12 protein-coding genes are annotated in these 17,859 nt (G+C 72.1%); 6 read left to right on the top strand and 6 right to left on the bottom strand.

What is annotated here, in order from left to right; translation table 11 throughout:
- Nucleotides 1-42 precede the first annotated feature (42 nt).
- The 3 genes from ACI79P_RS07855 to uvrB all read right to left on the bottom strand — a co-directional run bounded on the left by ACI79P_RS07855 (nt 43) and on the right by uvrB (nt 4,940).
- Entirely contained in the window at nt 43-1,146 is a 1,104-nt protein-coding gene (locus ACI79P_RS07855; RefSeq protein ID WP_456580474.1) for a TerC family protein, read from the bottom strand.
- A 220-nt stretch (nt 1,147-1,366) separates the two neighbouring features.
- On the bottom strand, nt 1,367-2,548 hold the full coding sequence (locus tag ACI79P_RS07850; RefSeq protein ID WP_456580473.1) for a TerC family protein: 1,182 nt from the start codon (nt 2,546-2,548) through the stop codon (nt 1,367-1,369).
- Between the two features lie 274 nt (nt 2,549-2,822).
- Complete coding sequence (gene uvrB / locus ACI79P_RS07845; protein WP_456580472.1) at nt 2,823-4,940, bottom strand: excinuclease ABC subunit UvrB; 2,118 nt, start codon at nt 4,938-4,940, stop codon at nt 2,823-2,825.
- A gap of 466 nt (nt 4,941-5,406) precedes the next feature.
- On the opposite strand from uvrB, the gene glgX reads away from it, so the two are divergent.
- Together glgX and treY are read left to right on the top strand one after the other, a co-directional pair.
- Nucleotides 5,407-7,518, top strand: coding sequence for a glycogen debranching protein GlgX (gene glgX, locus ACI79P_RS07840; RefSeq protein WP_456580471.1), 2,112 nt, complete (start codon nt 5,407-5,409; stop codon nt 7,516-7,518).
- Entirely contained in the window at nt 7,515-9,890 is a 2,376-nt protein-coding gene (gene treY / locus ACI79P_RS07835; protein ID WP_456580470.1) for a malto-oligosyltrehalose synthase, read from the top strand. The genes glgX and treY overlap by 4 nt, the downstream gene beginning before the upstream one ends.
- Nucleotides 9,891-9,924: 34 nt before the next feature.
- On the opposite strand, the gene ACI79P_RS07830 is transcribed toward treY, so the two are convergent.
- Nucleotides 9,925-10,866 (bottom strand): ATP-grasp fold amidoligase family protein, encoded by a 942-nt coding sequence (locus tag ACI79P_RS07830; protein WP_456580469.1) that lies wholly within the window; start codon nt 10,864-10,866, stop codon nt 9,925-9,927.
- Nucleotides 10,867-11,034: 168 nt separating this feature from the next.
- Complete coding sequence (locus tag ACI79P_RS07825; RefSeq protein WP_456580468.1) at nt 11,035-11,928, bottom strand: ATP-grasp fold amidoligase family protein; 894 nt, start codon at nt 11,926-11,928, stop codon at nt 11,035-11,037.
- A gap of 267 nt (nt 11,929-12,195) precedes the next feature.
- Here ACI79P_RS07825 and treZ point away from each other — a divergent pair, with 267 nt between their 5' ends.
- Nucleotides 12,196-13,950, top strand: coding sequence for a malto-oligosyltrehalose trehalohydrolase (gene treZ, locus ACI79P_RS07820; protein ID WP_456580467.1), 1,755 nt, complete (start codon nt 12,196-12,198; stop codon nt 13,948-13,950).
- Entirely contained in the window at nt 13,950-14,714 is a 765-nt protein-coding gene (locus ACI79P_RS07815; protein WP_456580466.1) for a dihydrofolate reductase family protein, read from the top strand. Before treZ ends, ACI79P_RS07815 begins: the two co-directional genes overlap by 1 nt.
- On the opposite strand, the gene ACI79P_RS07810 is transcribed toward ACI79P_RS07815, so the two are convergent.
- Nucleotides 14,693-15,013, bottom strand: coding sequence for a GYD domain-containing protein (locus tag ACI79P_RS07810; RefSeq protein ID WP_456580465.1), 321 nt, complete (start codon nt 15,011-15,013; stop codon nt 14,693-14,695). The two genes, ACI79P_RS07815 and ACI79P_RS07810, sit on opposite strands and share 22 nt — an antisense overlap.
- Before the next feature lie 106 nt (nt 15,014-15,119).
- On the opposite strand from ACI79P_RS07810, the gene ACI79P_RS07805 reads away from it, so the two are divergent.
- Both ACI79P_RS07805 and ACI79P_RS07800 read left to right on the top strand, forming a co-directional pair.
- The gene (locus ACI79P_RS07805) at nt 15,120-16,190 is read left to right on the top strand and encodes an ATP-dependent DNA ligase (RefSeq protein ID WP_456580464.1); all 1,071 of its coding nucleotides are present in this window, start codon (nt 15,120-15,122) and stop codon (nt 16,188-16,190) included.
- A 107-nt stretch (nt 16,191-16,297) separates the two neighbouring features.
- Nucleotides 16,298-17,857 (top strand): alpha/beta hydrolase, encoded by a 1,560-nt coding sequence (locus tag ACI79P_RS07800; RefSeq protein WP_456580463.1) that lies wholly within the window; start codon nt 16,298-16,300, stop codon nt 17,855-17,857.
- Nucleotides 17,858-17,859 lie beyond the last annotated feature (2 nt).

The following is a 17,859-nucleotide window of genomic DNA, read 5'->3' as shown; positions in this document are numbered from 1 at the left end:
AGCCGAGACCCCGGACCCGCCCTCCGGCAGGAACCCCCTCCGTCAGCTCCTGCGGTGGTCGTCCTCGGCGGCCGCGCCGCGCTCGGCGATCTTGGCCTCGGCCGCGGCCGCGGCCTCGGGCCCGCCGGTGGGCACCGACTGCGCCGTCTCCGTGTCGATGTCCGGCGGACCGGCGGTGGCGATCTGGCCGCGGGTCTTCAGGAGGCTTGCCACGGTGGCGATGACCAGGACGCCCAGGATGATGCTCAGCGAGAGCCAGATCGGGATGTGCGGCACCGCCTCGATGGGCTCGCGCTCACCGGCGAACGGCAGCTGGTTCTCGTGCACCGCCTCGAGGATCAGCTTGACGCCGATGAAGGCCAGGATGACGGCGAGCCCGAGGGAGAGGTACACGAGCCGCTTGAGCAGGCCGCCCAGCAGGAAGTACAGCTGGCGCAGGCCCATGAGGGCGAAGACGTTGGCCGTGAAGACGATGAACGGCTCCCGGGTCAGGCCGAAGATCGCCGGGATGCTGTCCAGCGCGAAGATCAGGTCGGTGGTGCCGAGCGCCAGGATGACCACGATCATCGGCGTCCACATCTTCTTGCCGTCTTCGGTCACCCGGATCTTCGCGCCGTGGTAGTCCTGGGTGATCGGGAGCACCGAGCGCATCCGCCGGATGAACGCGTTCTCCTCGTACTCGTCGTCCTCGCCGCGGTGCTTCACCAGGTTGATCGCGGTGTAGATGAGGAACGCGCCGAAGATGTAGAAGACCCACACGAACCGCTCGATGACCACGGCGCCGAGCAGGATGAAGATCCCGCGCAGGACGAGCGCGATGATGATGCCGATCATCAGCGCTTCCTGCTGGAACTTCCGGGGCACCTGGAAGCGGGCCATGATGATCACGAAGACGAAGAGGTTGTCGACCGAGAGCGAGTACTCGGTGAGCCAGCCCGCGTAGAACTCCGTGGCGTACGTGCCGTTGGTGAACGCCAGCATCAGCAGGCCGAAGATCAGCGCCAGGCTGATGTAGAAGCTCACCCACAGCCCGGCCTCCTTGATGGAGGGTTCGTGCGGGCGGCGGGCCACGATGGCGAGGTCGGCGAGCAGCAGGACCGTGAGCCCCACGAACGTCGTGATCTCGAACCAGACGGGAAGTTCCATGCGGGTCAGGTCCTCCGGGGGACGAGTGTCGGCACCGGAGGTCTCTCCCACCGCCGGCCGGGGCCGACGACCGGCAGCACCGGAGACCGTGGGATCTCGTGATGACGACGCTGCCGCGGGGGGATACTCCCCTCCATCGTGCGACCCCGTCGCCGTGCAGGCCCCATCGACTGCGAGCACCGGGGTACGTGGCGCACACCGTACCCCGGCGCTCCGCCGTTCACCGCCGGAGTGATCCGTCCGTCCGGCGCGCCGTCTCCCCGCGCGCGTCCGCAGCCCCGGGCCCGTGGTCGCCCACGCCCTGGCCGAGCGGATCGCCGGCGGTGGCCGACCCGGTCCCGACCGCCGGGTCGGCACCCGCCGGCCGCTCCTCCGCGGCGAGCCCGGCGGGGGCCTGCGGCACGTCGCCGGCGAGGGCGGCGTGCTCCTCGCGGTCCCGGCGGCTCCTGGCCAGGCTCGCCACGGTCGTCACGACCAAGGTGACCAGGATGACCGACAGGGAGAGCCAGGTGGGCACCTCGGGGATCAGGGTGATGTGCTCACCGCCGTTGAGGAACGGCAGCTCGTTGGTGTGCAGCGCGTGGATGACCAGCTTGATGCCGATGAAGCCGAGGATGACCGCCAGCCCGTACGCCAGGTACACCAGCCGGTCGAGCAGCCCGTCGATGAGGAAGAACAGCTGGCGCAGACCCAGCAGCGAGAAGGCGTTCGCGGCGAAGACGAGGAACGTCTCCTGGGTGAGGCCGAAGATCGCCGGGATCGAGTCGACGGCGAAGATGACGTCGGCGGTGCCGATCGCGATCAGCGCGATCGCCAGCGGGGTCAGGTAGCGCTTGCCCTCCTGCTTCACCGTCATCCGGTCGGAGTGGTACTCGTCCGTGGTCCGCAGCCGCTTGCGCGCGAACCGGAGGACGGCGTTCTCCTTGTAGTCCTCCTCCTCGCTGTGCCCGCCGCTGCGCGCCTGCACCCAGGCCGTCCAGATGAGGATGGCGCCGAAGAGGTAGAACACCCAGCTGAAGTTGGCGATGGCGGCGGCGCCCACGGCGATGAAGACCGTGCGCAGCGCGAGCGCGAAGGCGATGCCGAACAGCAGCACCTTCTGCTGGAGCTCCCGAGGCACCCCGAAGCTCGCCATGATGATGACGAACACGAAGAGGTTGTCGACCGACAAGCTCTTCTCGGTGATGTAGCCGGCGAAGTACTCACCGCCGTACGTCGCCCCGTAGAAGACCCAGATCAGGATCCCGAAGATGATGGCGAGCGCGACGTAGATCGCCGACCAGGTGGCCGATTCACGCAGGGTCGGCGCGTGCGGGGTGCGCACGTGACCGAAGAAGTCGAAAGCGAGCATGGCGACGATCGCGGTGACCGTGATCGCCCAGACCCAGAACGGGACGTCCAAGAAGAGCCTCCGGGGAACTGGCGGTTGTCAGTTGCCGGAGGTCTCTCCCACCGCCCGGACGGGCGGCCGGCGGGCCGGGGACCGCAGGGGATCCCGTAGTGACGACCCGCTCGCGTCGGGATACTCCCCTCCACGAACCCGGTCCGCGCAGACGTCACCGCCCGCACGTTCCGTGTGGTTCAGAGGCGTCAACGCCCCGGGTCGCCGAGGAGTTCCCCGCTCCCCGACGAAGATCCGAGGCCCGTCCGGTCGACGATCCGGCTCCCGCCGGGGGTCAGGCGTGCGCGGCGTCGAACTGGCGCAGCTCCTTCTTCAGCTCGTTGAGCTCGTCGCGCAGGCGGGCGGCCACCTCGAACTGCAGCTCACGAGCGGCGGCCAGCATCTGCTCGTTCATCTGCGTGATCATGTCCGCCAGCTCGTTGCGCGGCAGGCCCTGGACGTCGATCGAGCCGGCCTTCGCCCGCGACTTGGACGACAGCCCGGGCACCGGGGACTTGCCACGCGACTGCTGCCGACCGGAGCCCCCGAGCAGCTCGGTGGCGCCCTCGGCCTCCGTGGCGTCGCGGTAGATGCCGTCGAGGATGTCGACGATCTTCTTCCGCAGCGGCTGCGGGTCCACCCCGCGCTCGGTGTTGTAGGCGATCTGCCGTTCCCGGCGCCGGTTGGTCTCCTCGATCGCCTGCGCCATCGAGGGGGTGATCTTGTCGGCGTACATGTGCACCTGACCCGAGACGTTGCGCGCGGCCCGGCCGATCGTCTGGATGAGCGACCGGCCCGAGCGGAGGAACCCCTCCTTGTCGGCGTCGAGGATGGCGACCAGCGACACCTCGGGCAGGTCCAGGCCCTCGCGCAGCAGGTTGATGCCGACCAGCACGTCGTACTCGCCCTGGCGCAGCTCGCGGAGCAGCTCCACCCGCCGCAGGGTGTCGACCTCGGAGTGCAGGTAGCGGACCTTGATGCCGAGCTCGAGGAGGTAGTCGGTGAGGTCCTCGGCCATCTTCTTGGTGAGCGTGGTGACCAGCACCCGCTCGTCCTTCTCGGTCCGCAGCCGGATCTCGTGCACCAGGTCGTCGATCTGGCCCTTGGTCGGCTTGACCACGACCTCCGGGTCGACCAGGCCGGTCGGGCGGATGACCTGCTCGACGACCTCGCCCTGGGTCCGGCCGAGCTCGTAGTCACCCGGCGTCGCCGAGAGGTAGACGGTCTGGCCGATCCGGTCGGTGAACTCCTCCCACTTCAGCGGGCGGTTGTCCATCGCCGAGGGGAGCCGGAAGCCGTGCTCGACCAGCGTGCGCTTGCGGCTCATGTCGCCCTCGTACATGCCGCCGATCTGCGGGACGGTCACGTGCGACTCGTCGATGACCAGGAGGAAGTCGTCGGGGAAGTAGTCGAGGAGGCAGCTGCCGGCGCTGCCGGGCGAGCGGCCGTCGATGTGGCGCGAGTAGTTCTCGATGCCCGAGCAGAAGCCGACCTGGCGCATCATCTCGATGTCGTAGGTGGTGCGCATGCGCAGCCGCTGGGCCTCCAGCAGCTTGCCCTGCTTCTCGAGCTCGGCGAGCCGCGTCTCCAGCTCGGCCTCGATGTTGCCGATCGCCCGCTCCATCCGCTCCGGGCCGGCGACGTAGTGGCTGGCCGGGAAGACGTAGATCTCCTCGACCTCGCGCACGACCTCGCCGGTCAGCGGGTGCAGGTAGTAGAGCCGCTCCACCTCGTCGCCGAACATCTCGATGCGGACGGCGAGCTCCTCGTACACGGGGAAGACCTCGATCGTGTCGCCGCGCACCCGGAAGGTGCCGCGCGTGAACGAGAGGTCGTTGCGGGTGTACTGCTCGGTGACCAGGGTGCGCAGCAGCTCGTCGCGATCGCGCTCCTCCCCCACCTTGATCTTCAGCGCCCGCTCCACGTACTCCTGGGGCGTGCCCAGGCCGTAGATGCAGGAGACCGTGGCCACCACGACGACGTCCCGCCGGGTGAAGAGGCTGTTGGTCGCCGAGTGCCGCAGCCGCTCGACCTCCTCGTTGATCGAGGAGTCCTTCTCGATGTAGGTGTCGGTCTGCGGGACGTAGGCCTCGGGCTGGTAGTAGTCGTAGTAGGAGACGAAGTACTCCACGGCGTTGTCGGGGAGCAGCTCGCGGAACTCGTTGGCCAGCTGGGCGGCGAGGGTCTTGTTCGGCGCCATCACGAGCGTCGGGCGCTGGACCTTCTCGATCAGCCACGCCGTCGTCGCGGACTTGCCGGTGCCCGTGGCGCCGAGGAGGACGACGTCCTTCTCCCCTGCGTTCACCCGCTGGGCGAGCGCCTCGATCGCGGCCGGCTGGTCGCCCGAGGGCTGGAAGTCGCTGACGACGCGGAAGCGCCCCTGGGTGGGCCTGAGCTCGGTGGACGTGCGCACGGGACGACGGTACGTCGGCGGTGTGACAGAACGGGTCGCGAGCGCTGGGCGCGAGGGCTGGGGCGCCCGGGACACCGACCGGCAGGGCGGGTACTTGTCTGCTCCCGCCCGCACCCCTAGCGTGCCCAGTCGCAGGAGCGGTCCGCGCCGAGGACCAGCGCCACCCGGGTTCTCCCCGGGCGAGGTCGGACCCCGGTGCGCCCCCCGGTCCCGGCCCGGCGGGCACGCGACCCCCGGCCGGGCCTGCGCACGACGCCCTCTGCGGTCCACCGCGGGGGGCGTCGTCGCACCCGGTACCCGCCCGCCGGCGCGGGAGTCGGCAGTCTCACCCTCCGCGTAGGTGTGGCGAGCCCCGCGCGCGGGCAACGGGGTCCCGACGCCCGTCCCCGGACCCGGGTCGCGCGAGCATGCACCCGGGTCACCCGCCCCCAGCCCCGGGGCGCCCTGCGCAGGAGGAACCCCCCAGATGACCCAGGTGTGGCCCGGAAGTGCCTATCCCCTCGGCGCCACGTACGACGGCACCGGGACGAACTTCGCGATCTTCAGCGAGGTGGCCGAGAAGGTCGAGCTGTGCCTGTTCGACGACGACGGCAACGAGGAACGCGTCCGGCTGCCCGAGATGGACGGGTACGTCTGGCACGCCTTCCTGCCCGGCATCCACCCCGGCCAGAAGTACGGCTTCCGTGTGCACGGCCCGCACGACCCGGCGCAGGGGCTGCGCTGCAACCCGAACAAGCTCCTGCTCGACCCGTACGCGAAGGCCATCGACGGCCAGATCGACTGGGACCCGTCCGTCTTCGGCTACGACTTCGAGACCAAGGAGCGCAACGACGACGACTCGGCGGCGCACATGCCGAAGTCCGTCGTCGTCAACCCGTACTTCGACTGGGGCGTCGACCGGCCGCCGAAGACCCCCTACAACAAGACGGTCATCTACGAGGCCCACGTCAAGGGGCTCACGATGACCAACCCGCGGATCCCCGAGGAGCTGCGGGGCACCTACGCCGGCGTCGCGCACCCGGCGACGATCGAGCACCTCCAGGACCTGGGCATCACGGCGATCGAGCTCCTGCCGGTGCACCAGTTCGTGCAGGACGACACCCTCCAGCAGAAGGGGCTCCGCAACTACTGGGGCTACAACACGATCGGCTTCTTCGCCCCGCACAACGAGTACGCCAGCAACACGACGGCCGGGCAGCACGTCCAGGAGTTCAAGGGCATGGTCCGCGCCCTGCACGAGGCGGGCATCGAGGTGATCCTCGACGTGGTCTACAACCACACCGCCGAGGGCAACCACCTGGGCCCGACGCTCTCCTTCCGGGGCATCGACAACCGCACGTACTACAAGCTCGTCGAGGGCGACGAGCAGTTCTACATGGACTACACGGGTACCGGGAACACGCTCAACGTCCGGACGCCGCAGTCGCTGCAGCTGATCATGGACTCGCTGCGCTACTGGGTCACCGAGATGCACGTCGACGGCTTCCGCTTCGACCTGGCCTCCTCCCTGGCCCGCGAGCTGCACGCCGTCGACCGGCTGGCGACCTTCTTCGACCTGGTCCACCAGGACCCGGTGGTCAGCCAGGTGAAGCTGATCGCCGAGCCGTGGGACGTCGGTGAGGGCGGCTACCAGGTCGGCAACTTCCCGGCCCTGTGGACGGAGTGGAACGGCAAGTACCGCGACACCGTCCGCGACTTCTGGCGCGGTGAGGGGGGGACGATCGGCGAGTTCGCCGACCGGATCTCCGGCTCCTCCGACCTGTACCAGCACTCGGGCCGGCGGCCGGTGGCCAGCATCAACTTCGTGACCGCGCACGACGGCTTCACGCTCAACGACCTCGTCTCCTACAACGAGAAGCACAACGAGGCCAACGGCGAGGGCAACAACGACGGCGAGAGCCACAACCGCAGCTGGAACTGCGGCGTCGAGGGCCCCACCGACGACCCGGAGATCCTGCAGCTGCGCGCGCAGCAGCGGCGCAACTTCATCACCACGATCATGCTGAGCCAGGGCGTGCCGATGCTGCTGCACGGCGACGAGCTCGGGCGCTCGCAGGGCGGCAACAACAACGGCTACTGCCAGGACTCCGAGCTGACCTGGATCGACTGGGAGAACGTCGACGAGGGCCTGCTGGAGTTCACCAAGAAGGTCACCAAGCTGCGCTGCGACCACCCGACGTTCCGCCGTCGCCGGTTCTTCCACGGCCGGCCGGTGCGCCGCGGGCTCGGTGACCCGGTGCCCGACATCGCCTGGCTGGCCCCGTCGGGCGAGGAGATGGCCGACGAGGACTGGGACGCCGCCTACGCCAAGTCGCTGGCGGTCTACCTCAACGGCGTGGGGATCAGGGAGACCGACGAGCGCGGCGAGTACGTCTCCGACGACCACTTCTACCTGGCGTTCAACGCCTCGCACGAGCCGATCGAGTTCACCCTGCCCAGCGACGACTACTCGCGGACCTGGACGCCGGTGCTCGACACCGCCGAGATGCACGAGGTGGAGCCGGTCGAGGTCAAGCCCGGCGAGACCGTCACCGTGCAGGGTCGCTCGATCGTCGTCCTGACGGGGCCCGCGCAGTGAGCCAGCCGATCCAGGTGCCCGGCAGCGAGCGCCGCCGCGGCACCCCGGCGGCGACCTACCGACTGCAGGTGCACGCCGGATTCCCGCTCCAGGACGCCGCGGAGGTGGCCGGGTACCTCGCCGACCTGGGGGTCACCCACGCCTACAGCTCGCCGCTGCTCCGCTCCGCCGAGGGCAGCAACCACGGGTACGACACCGTGGACCACGCGCACATCGACGAGGCCCGGGGCGGGCAAGCCGGCTTCGACCGGTTCGTCGCCGCGCTGCACGAGCACGGCCTCGGGCTGGTGCTCGACCTGGTGCCCAACCACATGGGCGTGGCCGACCCCGCCGCGGCCCCGTGGTGGTGGGACGTGCTGAAGCACGGACGGGACAGCGCGCACGCCGCGGCGTTCGACATCGACTGGGACTTCGGTGGCGGCAAGGTGCGCATCCCCGTCCTGGGGTCGGCGGACGACGTCGAGAAGCTCGAGGTCGTCGGCCGGGAGGGTGGGGGCGACGAAGACGGGGAGCTCCGCTACTACGACAACCGCTTCCCGATCGCGCCGGGCACCCTGACGACCGAGGAAGGCCGGAGTCCTACCCCGCAGGAGGTGCACGCCCGCCAGCACTACGAGCTGGTCGACTGGCGCCGCGCCGACTCCGACCTCAACTACCGGCGGTTCTTCGCCATCAACACCCTCGCCGGCCTGCGGGTCGAGGACCCGGAGGTCTTCGACGCCACCCACGAGCTCGTGCTGCGGCTGGCGCACGACGGCGCCGTCGACGGGCTGCGGATCGACCACCCCGACGGGCTGGCCGACCCCAAGGGCTACCTCGACCGGCTCGCCGAGGCGTCGGGCGGCCGCTGGACCGTCGTCGAGAAGATCCTCGAGCCCGGCGAGGACCTGCCGGAGAGCTGGGCGACCGCTGGGACCACCGGCTACGACGCGCTCACCGAGGTCGACCAGGTGCTCGTCGACCCGGCCGGCGAGGAGGCGCTCACCGCGCTGGACACCGAGCTCGCCGGCCGGCCGGTCGACTACGCGCAGCTCGTCCACGACTGCAAGCGCGAGGTCACCGACGGGATGCTCGGCTCGGAGGTCGCCCGCCTGGTGCGGGTGATCGGTGAGCTGCCCGGGATCGACCGCGAGCAGCAGACCGAGGCGCTGGCCGAGCTGCTGGCCACCTTCGGCGTCTACCGCAGCTACCTGCCCGACGGCCGCGAGCACCTCGACGAGACCGTCGCGGCGGTGCGCGCCCGGCGACCCGACCTGGTCGCGGCCCTGGACGCGCTGCACCCGGTGCTGTCGCAGGCGGGCACCGAGGCGGCGACCCGGTTCGAGCAGACCAGCGGGCCGGTGATGGCCAAGGGCGTCGAGGACAGCGCCTACTACCGCTGGTCGCGGTTCGTGGCGCTGAACGAGGTCGGCGGCGACCCGGCCCGCTTCGGCAGCACGGTCGCCGAGTTCCACGCGGCCCAGCAGCGGCGTCAGGAGGTGCGGCCGCTGTCGATGACCACGCTCTCGACGCACGACACCAAGCGCAGCGAGGACGTGCGCGCCCGGCTGGCGGTGCTCGCGGAGGTCCCCGACGAGTGGGCCCGGCTCGTGCGGGGGTGGCTCGACCGGCACCCGCTCCCCGACCGCCCGCTGGCGCACCTGGTGTGGCAGAACCTGGTCGGCGCCTGGCCGCTGTCCCGCGAGCGCGCACACGCCTACGCAGAGAAGGCCGCGCGCGAGGCCGGCACCTCCACCACCTGGACCGATCCGGACGAAGAGTTCGAGGCCCGGCTGCACGCGCTGGTCGACGGGGCCTTCGACGACCCCGCCACGAGGTCGGAGATCGACGCGTTCGTCACCCGCATCGCCCCACTGGGCTGGTCGAACTCCCTCACCCAGAAGCTGCTGCAGCTCACCATGCCGGGCGTCCCGGACGTCTACCAGGGCACCGAGCTGTGGGACCTGTCGCTGGTCGACCCCGACAACCGTCGCCCGGTCGACTACGCCCTCCGCCGCTCGCTGCTGGAGCGGCTCGACGGCGGCGAGGTGCCTCCGGTGGACGAGAGCGGGGCGGCGAAGCTCCTCGTCGTCTCGCGGACCCTGCGCGCCCGCCGCGACCAGCCCGACCGGTTCAGCGGGTACCAGCCGGTCGCGGTCACCGGCTCGGCGGCGGACCACCTGGTGGCCTACGACCGCGGCGGCGTCGTCGTCGTGGGGACCCGGCTGCCGGCGGCGCTGGCCGGGACCGGCTGGGGAGACACGGCCCTGCAGCTGGGCACCGGCGCCTGGCGCGACCTGCTGACCGGCACCCGGGTGGTCTCGGACGCGGCGGGGGTCGAGGCCGGCGCGCTGCTCTCGCGCCTCCCGGTGGCGCTCCTCGTGCGGGAGTAGCGGCGGCGACCGGGAGCGGTACCGAGGTGCGCGGCTACGCCGGAGCGGTGGCGCGAGGTCGCGGGGCGCCGGCCGGTCGGTCTCCCTGCGGGGACGTCGGCAGGGTCCACCGCGACCCGAGCCACGCGTCGAAGGAAGCGGGCTCGAACGGCATGACCCCGCCGCCCGGATAGGGGGTGAGCTCCCCGAACCAGATGGTGCCGGCCGAGCTGTAGAGGTCGACCCGCATGAAGTCGTAGGAGCGAGCGAGCACCTCCGCCGCGTGCAGCATCGCGGGGAGGTCCACCGGTGCCCCGGTCGGCGGCCCGCTGGGCGCGACGACCTGCACGGGGACGGGCTCCCAGTCGCGGGTGTACAGGTTGCGGGTGTGGTCGCCGGTGAACCGGTCCCGGTCGACCTGGATGGCGGCGACCTGCCCGTCGAAGACGAAGAACTTGTAGTCGTCCAGCGGCTCACCCCCGCCGATGGCCTCCTCGACGAGGAGGAGCTTCCGGGCCTCGCTGTAGGCCCACTCCCCGAGCAGCGCGCTCTGGTCGTCCCGGAGCCAGCCCCGCGTCGCCGCCACCGCCGCCGAGTCGACGACCTCCGAGGCCGCGCCGAACCGCACGAGCCCGCTCCGGTGGTTCGGCTTGAGCACCCAGGGGCGGTCGAACCGGCGGCCGGCCACCGCGGCCAGGTCCTCCCCCGACCACAGCGTCTCGGGGACGACCACGCCCGCCTCCTGCTGCAGGCGGTGCGCGTGCTCCTTCATCGCGAGCTTGTCGCAGGTCCACGCCAGCTCGGGGCGGCGATCGCGCAGGATCCGCCAGTTGACCTTCTCGGAGAAGGTCTGCGGGTCCCGCAGGCGGGGCAGCTGCCGGTGCCCGGCGAGGTACAGGTACCGCCGCCGCGCGGTCGGTGGCAGCAGACCGGCGATCCCGCGGTGCGCGGGCTGCAGGTAGGAGCGGAGGACCGCGTTCAACTGGCTGCGGGGCATCGAGGTCCTTCTCCGTGGGACGCCGGCATCCCCGGCGTGCTGCTGACCGTGGCGGCGACACCTGGCCGCCACGGTGAGAAGCCTAGGTTCCGGATCCCGTTCCCGCGTCCCACCGTCGAGGGAGAACGACGCCGTCGACCCGGGCCGTGGCGCCGTCCGGCGCCGGGTTCAGCGCGGGGACGCCGGCAGCGACCAGTGCGATCCCAGCCACGCGTCGAACTCCCTGGGCTCGTACCGCATGCAGCCCCCGCTCGGGTACGGGGTGAGCTCGCCGAACCACACCTCGTCCCCCGTGGTGTACAGGTCGACGCGCATGAAGTCGAATGAACGGCCGAGCACCTCCGCGGCCCGCAGCATGGCGCCCAGGTTCGCCGGGGCCTCGACCGGCGGTCCGGTCGGCACGACCAGCTCGACGGGCATGCGCTCCCAGTCAGGCGTGTAGTAGGAGCGCGTCTGCTCCGCCGTGAACCTGCCCCGATCGACCTGGACCGCGGCGACCTCGCCGTCGAACACCAGGAACTTGTAGTCGTCCAGGGGGTCGCCCCCGCCGACAGCCTCCTCGACGAGGAACAGCTTCCGGGCCAAGCTGTAGGCCCACTCCCCCAGGAGCGCGTTCTGGTCGTCGCGCAGCCAGTCCCGCGTCGCCGCCACCGTCGCCGCGTCGACGACCTCCGAGGCGGCCCCGAACCGCACGAGCCCGCTCCGGTGGTTCGGCTTGAGCACCCAGGGGCGGTCGAACCGGCGGCCGGCCACCGCGGCCAGGTCCTCCCCCGACCACAGCGTCTCCGGCACGGCCACGCCCGCCTCCTGCCGCAGGCGGTGCGCGTGGTCCTTCATCGCCAGCTTGTCGCACGTCCACGCCAGCTCCGGCCGGCGGTCCCGGAGGATGCGCCAGCTGACCTTCTCGGTGAACGTCTGCGGGGCGCGCAACCGGGGCACCCGCCCCTGCCCGGCCAGGTAGAGGTAGCGCCGCCGGGCGGCCGGAGGCAGGAGGCCGGCGATGCGGCGGTGCGCGGGTCGCAGGCGCGAGCGCAGGACCGCGTTCAACTGGCTCCTGGGCATCACGAGATCCTTCTCCGGGGAACGCCGGCATGCCCCGGCGTGCGTCTGCACCGTGGCGACCGTGCGCCACCGCGGCGAGAAGCCTAGGTACCGCGATCTCGTCCCCGCGTCCCACCATCGGGGGAAGAGCCGGTCACCGGCTCCCCCTCGGCCGTCACGGGTCCGCAGCCCTCCGACGGCGCTGCGACACCGCCCGACGGTTCGACGGCCGCCGTCCGGGCAGAACATCGTCACCGTCCCCGCCCGACCCCGTCCTGGAGGCCCTGCATGCCCGCACCCGTCGAGTTCGCCGTCTGGGCGCCGCTGCCGGAGCGGGTGCGTCTGCAGGTGGACGGCGCGGTCCACGACATGCACCGCGACGAGGGCGGCTGGTGGCGCACCGAGGTCGAGGCCGGGCCCGAGGCCGACTACGGCTTCCTGCTCGGTGACGACGACACGCCCCGCCCCGACCCGCGGTCGCGCCGCCAGCCCGACGGCGTGCACGGCCTCTCCCGCCGCTTCGACCCCTCCGCCTACGCCTGGGGCGACGACGCCTGGACCGGCCGCCCCCTCGCCGGCGGCGTGGTCTACGAGCTGCACGTCGGCACCTTCACCCCCGAGGGCACCCTGGACTCGGCGATCGCGAAGCTCGACCACCTCGTCGGCCTCGGCGTCGACTTCGTGGAGCTGCTGCCCGTCAACGGCTTCGACGGCACGCACAACTGGGGCTACGACGGCGTCCTCTGGTACGCGGTGCAGGAGAGCTACGGCGGCCCGGCGGCCTACCAGCGGTTCGTCGACGCCTGCCACCAGCGCGGCCTCGGCGTGGTGCAGGACGTCGTCTACAACCACCTCGGCCCCTCGGGCAACTACCTGCCGCTGTTCATGCCGATCTTCAGCGAGGGCGGCGCCAACACCTGGGGCGAGTCGGTCAACCTGTCGGGGCCGGACTCCGACGAGGTGCGCCGCTACATCATCGACAACGCCCTGATGTGGCTGCGCGACATGCACGTCGACGGGCTGCGCCTGGACGCCGTGCACGCCCTCGTCGACGAGCGGGCCACCCACCTGCTGGAGGAGATGGCCGCGGAGGTCGACCGGCTGTCGGCCGCCGTCGGCCGGCCGCTCACGCTGATCGCCGAGAGCGACCTCAACGACCCGCGGATGGTGACGCCCCGGGTCGCCGGCGGCACCGGCATCCACGCGCAGTGGAGCGACGACTTCCACCACGCGCTGCACGCCACGCTGACCGGCGAGGACCAGGGCTACTACCGCGACTTCGCCGAAGCCGGGCTCGGCGGCCTGGCCAAGACCCTCACCGGCGCCTTCTTTCACGACGGCGCCTGGTCGAGCTTCCGCCGCCGGCACCACGGCCGGCCGGTGGACACCGCGCACCTGCCGGGCTGGAAGTTCCTCGGCTACCTGCAGGACCACGACCAGATCGGCAACCGAGCCGTCGGCGACCGCATCTCGGCGTCGCTCTCCCCCGGCCTCCTCGGCGTCGGCGCGACGCTCGTGCTCACCAGCCCGTTCACCCCGATGCTCTTCATGGGCGAGGAGTGGGGCGCCGCCACGCCCTGGCAGTTCTTCACCAGCCACACCGACCCGGAGATCGGCCGCGCGACGGCGGAGGGTCGCAAGGGCGAGTTCGCCGAGCACGGGTGGGACGCCGACGAGGTGCCCGACCCGCAGGACCCGGAGACCTTCACCCGCTCGAAGCTCGACTGGAGCGAGCCGGAGAAGGAGCCGCACGACCGGCTGCTCGCGCTGCACCGTTCGCTGCTGGCGCTGCGCCGCGCCCACCCCGACCTGGTCGACCCCGACCTGGCGTCGGTCGAGGTGACCTGGGACGACGCCGACCGCTGGCTGGTGGTGCACCGCGGCGCGCTGCGGGTCGCGGTCAACCTCGCCGACCAGCCGCGCGAGGTCGACCTGGACCGCACGGTGGGCGACGTCCTCTTCTGCACCGGGGAGCTGCCCGAGGTCGACGGCGCGACGGTGACCCTGCCGGCCGAGAGCGCGGCCGTCCTCGCCACCCGCTGATGCGGCGGCTGCTGCCCGAGCCCGGGCCGGTCGACGACGACGAGCTCGTGGAGGCCTACCGGCTGGCGCCTGGCCCCGCGCTGCGGATGAACTTCATCGCCTCGCTCGACGGCGCGATCACCGTCGGCGGGGTGAGCGAAGGGCTGGGCTCGCCCGGCGACAAGCGGGTGTTCCGCGTGCTGCGCGCGCTCGCCGACGTCGTCCTGGTCGGGCACGGCACCGCCTCCGCCGAGGGCTACCGGCCGGTCCTGCCCGGCTCCGTGGTCGGCCGGCTGCGCGCGGCGATCGGCCGGCCACCCACGGCGCCGATCGCCGTGGTCTCCCGGCGGGGGAGCCTCGACCCGTCGAGCCGGCTGGTCACCGAGGCGGTCTCCCGCACCGTCGTCGTCACCTGCGGGGCCGCCCACGCCGAGCGGCGCGCCGCGCTCGCCGCCGCCGGCGCGGAGGTCCTGGTGTGCGGGGACGACGACGTCGACCTGCCCGCCGCCCTCGCCGCGCTGGCCGGGCGCGGTCTGGAGCAGGTCACCTGCGAGGGCGGGCCGCAGCTGCTGCGGACCGCGCTCGCGGCGGGCGTCGTCGACGAGCTCGACCTGTCGCTCTCCCCGGCCCTGGTCGGCGGCGAGACCCGGCTGCTCGACGCCGCTCTGGGCGTCCCCACCCGGCTGGAGCTGCGCCAGCTGCTCGAGGAGGACGGCATGCTCTTCGCCCGGTACGCGATCGGGTCGGCGGAGCGGCAGCCGTCCTACCCCGCCGGCGGGCGGTAGCCGATCCCCCGGGCCCGGCCCAGGGCCTCCAGGGTCTCCTCCACCGTCAGCAGCACCGTCGTCTCCAGGTTCGTGACCGCCCCGCCGCTGCCGATCGCCAGCACCACGGACGCCATGGCGACGTCATCCGGCGCCTCCCAGAGGTTGACCCCGTCGTGCGAGCCGAAGGCGTACCAGAAGCCGTGGAGCCTCCCGCCCACCGACTCGATGTAGGTCGTCGCGGCCTCGCGGCGGTCCTCGGGGTCCGCGATCAGCCGCCTCCAGGTCTCCGGCGTGTAGCTGAACCTGGTCAGGTACATGGGCCTCTGCGCCTCCCGGGGGTCGTCCCCCGCGCCGGGAACGCTAGGACCGCCCGCGCACTCCGTCGAGGCCCTCGTGCGCGCCCCGGCTGCTTGACTGACCGGCATGGACCTGCCGCTGCAGCCGCCGGTGAAGCCGATGCTCGCGAAGCCCGCCACGAAGGTGCCGGTCGGCGACGAGTGGTTCTACGAGCCCAAGTGGGACGGTTTCCGCTGCATCGTCTTCCGCGACGGCGACGAGGTGGAGCTCGGCAGCCGCAACGAGCGCCCGCTGACCCGCTACTTCCCGGAGGTCGTCGCGGCGGTGAAGGAGAACCTGCCCGAGCGCTGCGTCGTCGACGGCGAGATCGTCGTGCCGCGGGACGACCGGCTGCACTTCGAGGCGCTGCTGCAGCGGATCCACCCGGCGGAGTCGCGCATCACGCTCCTCGCCGAGCAGACGCCGGCCTCCTTCGTCGCCTTCGACCTGCTCGCCCTGGGCGACGAGTCGCTGCTCGAGGTCCCGTTCGCCCAGCGGCGGGCCCGGCTGGAGGACGCCCTGGCCGGGGCCCGCCCGCCGGTGCACCTGACCGGCATCACCCGGGACGCCGCCACCGCCGAGCGCTGGTTCGAGACGTTCGAGGGCGCCGGCCTCGACGGGGTCGTCGCCAAGTCCGCCGACCTGCCCTACGGCCCGGACCAGCGGCTGATGACCAAGGTCAAGCACGTGCGGACGGCGGACTGCGTCGTCGCGGGTTTCCGCTGGCACAAGAGCGGGCCGATCGTCGGCTCGCTGCTGCTGGGCCTCTACGACGACGGCGAGCTGCAGCACATCGGGGTCGCGGCGTCCTTCCCGATGAAGCGCCGCGCCGAGCTGGTCGAGGAGCTCGCGCCCTACCGCGCCGAGGCGCTCGACGGCCACCCGTGGCAGGACTGGGCCAACGCCCAGGTGCAGGCCGACGGCGAGCAGCGGATGCCCGGCGCGGTGAGCCGGTGGAACGCGAAGAAGGACCTCTCCTGGGTGCCGCTGCGCCCGGAGCTGGTCGTGGAGATCAAGTACGACCAGCTGGAAGGCCGTCGACTTCGTCACACGGGCCAGTTCCTCCGCTGGCGCCCCGACCGGGACCCCCGCAGCTGCACGTACGACCAGCTCGAGGTGCCGGTCCGCTACGACCTGGCCGAGGTCCTGGACGGGTGAAGGACCCCCTGCCCCGCACCACTCGCAGGCTCGCGGCGGGCTCCTGCAGGGGGCCGTGGTAGCTCGTGCGAGCGGTGGGGGGCGGGAAGGTACCTATGCTCGTGATCATGCGTCTGCACCGTGGCCTCCCGGCCGCCGCCTCCGGCCTGCTCCTGGCCCTGCCCCTCGTGCTGGGCGGCTGCACCTCCTTCGCCGAGACCACGGAAGAGCCCGCGGCGACCAGCACGGCACCGACCGAGCCCGAGGCCGCTCCGATCGAGTGGACCGACTGCGACGCGCAGATCCAGCCGCTCATCGAGGGGCAGCCGGGCAGCGAGCGCGACCTCGCCTTCGAGTGCGGCCGCACCGACGTGCCGATCAGCTACGACGAGCCGGGCGGCGCCACGCTGCCGCTCTTCCTCGTCCGCGCGGTGCTGGCCGGGCAGACCGATCGGATCGGGTCGCTGATGGTGAACCCCGGCGGCCCGGGCGGCTCCGGCGCCGACGCCGCCATCGGCCTGGCGCTCACCCTGCCGGAGGACGTGCTGCGCCGCTTCGACATCGTGGGCTTCGACCCGCGCGGCGTGGGCCTGTCCACCCCCGTGGAGTGCATCCCCAAGGAGCTCAAGGACCGCGCGATCGCGGCGGAGCCGCGTCCGACGACCGACGAGCAGCTCGACGACGTCTTCGCCCTCTCCCGCGAGGTGGCGGAGGGCTGCGCCGACGAGTACGGCGAGGCGCTGGGCACCTTCAACACCGTCGACACCGCCCGGGACATGGAGCAGCTGCGCCTGGCCCTGGGCGAGGAGCAGCTGAACTTCCTCGGCTACTCCTACGGCACCACGCTGGGCTCGACCTACGCCGAGCTCTACCCCGACCGCGTGCGCGCCATGGTGCTCGACGCCGCCGTCGACCCCGACGTCGACGCGGTCGCCGACGCCGAGGCCAACGCCGCCGGGTTCGAGCGGGGCTTCGACGCCTTCGCCGACAACTGCCGGGCGCTCATCGCCGGCTGCCCGCTGGGTGACGACCCCCGCCGCTTCCTCGAGGAGCTCCTCGCCCAGGCGCAGGCCACACCCGTGCCGAGCAGCGAGGAGGGCGAGACGCGGCAGGCCACGCCGGGGGTCATCCTCACCGCGGTGCAGGCGGCGCTGTACGACACCGCATCCTGGCCGCAGCTGGCGCAGGGCCTCGCCGCCACCCGCAACGGCGACTCGCGCCTGCTCTTCTCGCTGGCCGACGACTACAGCGGCCGGCTCGAGGACGGCACCTACTCGAACCTGCTCGACGCCAACCTGGCGATCAACTGCGCCGACACCGAGGAGACCGTGCCCGAGGACCGGGTGCGGGAGCTGGTCGGTGAGTGGAGCGCCCGCTACCCGCTCTTCGGTGCGGGCGCGGCCGCCGGCCTGTTCACCTGCTCGGTGTGGGAGGCCGACCGCACCCCGCTGCCCGAGCGCGACGCCGAGGGCAGCGCGCCGATCCTGGTCGTGGGCACCGAGGGCGACCCGGTCACCCCGCTGCCCGGCGCCGTCGACCTCGCCGAGGACCTCCAGAACGGCGCCCTGCTGACCTGGCAGGGGCTGGGCCACACCGCCTACCCCAAGACCGAGTGCGTCACCGCGGCGGTCAACGCGTACCTGATCGACCTCACCGTCCCCGTGGACGGGCTCACCTGTCCTGCGTGAGA

The organism is Blastococcus sp. SYSU DS0510 (genome assembly GCF_054050835.1).
The sequence above is the reverse complement of the archived record's forward strand: the minus strand, read 5'-3'. Positions and strand labels throughout refer to the sequence as shown.

What these genes read in the sequence shown, in the direction of transcription:
- ACI79P_RS07855 (WP_456580474.1), bottom strand. Translation starts at nt 1,146, where the DNA reads ATGGAACTTCCCGTCTGGTTCGAGATCACGACGTTCGTGGGGCTCACG.
- ACI79P_RS07810 (WP_456580465.1), bottom strand. Translation starts at nt 15,013, where the DNA reads ATGTACCTGACCAGGTTCAGCTACACGCCGGAGACCTGGAGGCGGCTG.
- ACI79P_RS07815 (WP_456580466.1), top strand. Translation starts at nt 13,950, where the DNA reads ATGCGGCGGCTGCTGCCCGAGCCCGGGCCGGTCGACGACGACGAGCTC.
- glgX (WP_456580471.1), top strand. Translation starts at nt 5,407, where the DNA reads ATGACCCAGGTGTGGCCCGGAAGTGCCTATCCCCTCGGCGCCACGTAC.
- ACI79P_RS07800 (WP_456580463.1), top strand. Translation starts at nt 16,298, where the DNA reads ATGCGTCTGCACCGTGGCCTCCCGGCCGCCGCCTCCGGCCTGCTCCTG.
- ACI79P_RS07825 (WP_456580468.1), bottom strand. Translation starts at nt 11,928, where the DNA reads ATGCCCAGGAGCCAGTTGAACGCGGTCCTGCGCTCGCGCCTGCGACCC.
- ACI79P_RS07830 (WP_456580469.1), bottom strand. Translation starts at nt 10,866, where the DNA reads ATGCCCCGCAGCCAGTTGAACGCGGTCCTCCGCTCCTACCTGCAGCCC.
- treZ (WP_456580467.1), top strand. Translation starts at nt 12,196, where the DNA reads ATGCCCGCACCCGTCGAGTTCGCCGTCTGGGCGCCGCTGCCGGAGCGG.
- ACI79P_RS07805 (WP_456580464.1), top strand. Translation starts at nt 15,120, where the DNA reads ATGGACCTGCCGCTGCAGCCGCCGGTGAAGCCGATGCTCGCGAAGCCC.